Below are 1,524 nucleotides of genomic sequence, written 5' to 3' on the forward strand. Positions count from 1 at the left end.
GCGCACCGGCGTCTCCGTGCTCGGCACCGTGCTGCCCGAGAAAGAGGACCACAACGTCGCGGGCGCGAAGGATATCGCCGACCGCCTGATGGCCTCGCTCGGCTCGATGCTGCTCTATTGGTATCATTATTCGCACAACGGCCGCCGCATCGAAGTCGAAACCGACGACGATTCGATCGGCGGGCACTTCCTGCATCTGCTGCATGGCGTGGAGCCGTCGAAGGCGTGGGTCGAAGCGATGCACACGTCGCTCAATCTCTATGCCGAGCATGAGTTCAACGCATCGACCTTCACCGGCCGCGTGATCGCGGGCACGGGCTCGGACATCTATTCGGCGATCACCGGCGCGATCGGCGCGCTGCGCGGCCCGAAGCACGGCGGCGCGAACGAAGCCGCGTTCGAGATCCAGTCGCGCTATCAGTCGGCCGACGAAGCGCAAGCCGACATCAAGCGGCGCGTGGAGAACAAGGAAGTGGTGATCGGCTTCGGACACCCGGTGTACACGATCTCCGATCCGCGCAACAAGGTGATCAAGGAAGTGGCGAAGAAGCTGTCGCACGAAGCATCGAACACGAAAATGTTCGACATTGCCGAGCGCCTCGAAACCGTGATGTGGGAAGCGAAGAAGATGTTCCCGAACCTCGACTGGTTCAGCGCGGTGTCGTATCACATGATGGGTGTGCCCACGGCGATGTTCACGCCGCTTTTCGTGATCTCGCGCACCTCCGGCTGGAGCGCGCACATCATCGAGCAGCGCATCGACAACAAGATCATCCGCCCGAGCGCGAATTACACGGGTCCGGAGAATTTGAAGTTCACGCCGATAAATAAGCGAAAATAGAAGGCTGCGCGTTCGGGTCCCGCAAAAAAGGGGTCCAACCGCGCCCCGTCCGCCCTTACATTTACACGAATTTTGAAAGGTTTCATCGATGAATAAACTTCTGATCGCTGCAGTCGTCGGCGCCCTGGCAACCTCGAGCATGATCATCACGACCGACGCCCTTGCCGCGACAACCACCGACGCCAAGCCGGCGGCCAAGCCCGCGGCCAAGGCGGTACGCCCGGCACCGAAGCGTCTCATCAAGCGCAAGCCGGAAGCGCTCGCCGCGGCAGCCGCGAAGACCGATCCGATTCCCGAAGGCGCAACCAAGTGGTCGTGCAAGGAAGGCCTGGCGTTCTACCTGAAGGGCGACATGAAGCGCGACGCCGTCGTCACCGTGAACTGGGCGAAGAAGGACTACCGCCTGCCGCGTCAGGACACGACGACCGGCGCCGACCGTTTTCACGACGCTGCATCGGGCATGGACCTCGTCGTGATCCCGACGAAGGCGATGCTGTTTTCGGACAAGGACGAATCGCGCCTCGCCGACGAATGCGTGACCGCAGAAATGGCAGCAGGCGGCCCGGCCCCGACGCAGTCGAACGCGCTGATCAAGGACGCAAAGTAAGTCCAGTCAGCACTTAAATCAGGAACCCTCGATGTCCGCACCGATCTCGAACGTCCGCCCCGATCCGGACCGCGTA

2 protein-coding genes are annotated in these 1,524 nt (G+C 61.9%); both read left to right on the forward strand.

Annotated elements, in window-relative coordinates; genetic code table 11:
• Positions 1 to 841 (forward strand): citrate/2-methylcitrate synthase (locus tag BG61_RS38390; protein ID WP_035943626.1); only part of this gene is annotated, 841 nt, incomplete at its 5' end.
• An 88-nt stretch (positions 842 to 929) separates the two neighbouring features.
• The gene (locus BG61_RS38395; RefSeq protein WP_035938294.1) at positions 930 to 1,448 is read left to right on the forward strand and encodes a hypothetical protein; all 519 of its coding nucleotides are present in this window, start codon (positions 930 to 932) and stop codon (positions 1,446 to 1,448) included.
• Positions 1,449 to 1,524 lie beyond the last annotated feature (76 nt).

Origin of the sequence: Caballeronia glathei, from assembly GCF_000698595.1 — a bacterium.
GTDB classification, from domain to species: Bacteria; Pseudomonadota; Gammaproteobacteria; order Burkholderiales; family Burkholderiaceae; genus Caballeronia; species Caballeronia glathei.

Excerpts from the sequence above, each read along its gene's own strand:
- BG61_RS38395 (WP_035938294.1), top strand. The coding sequence starts at position 930 with ATGAATAAACTTCTGATCGCTGCAGTCGTCGGCGCCCTGGCAACCTCG.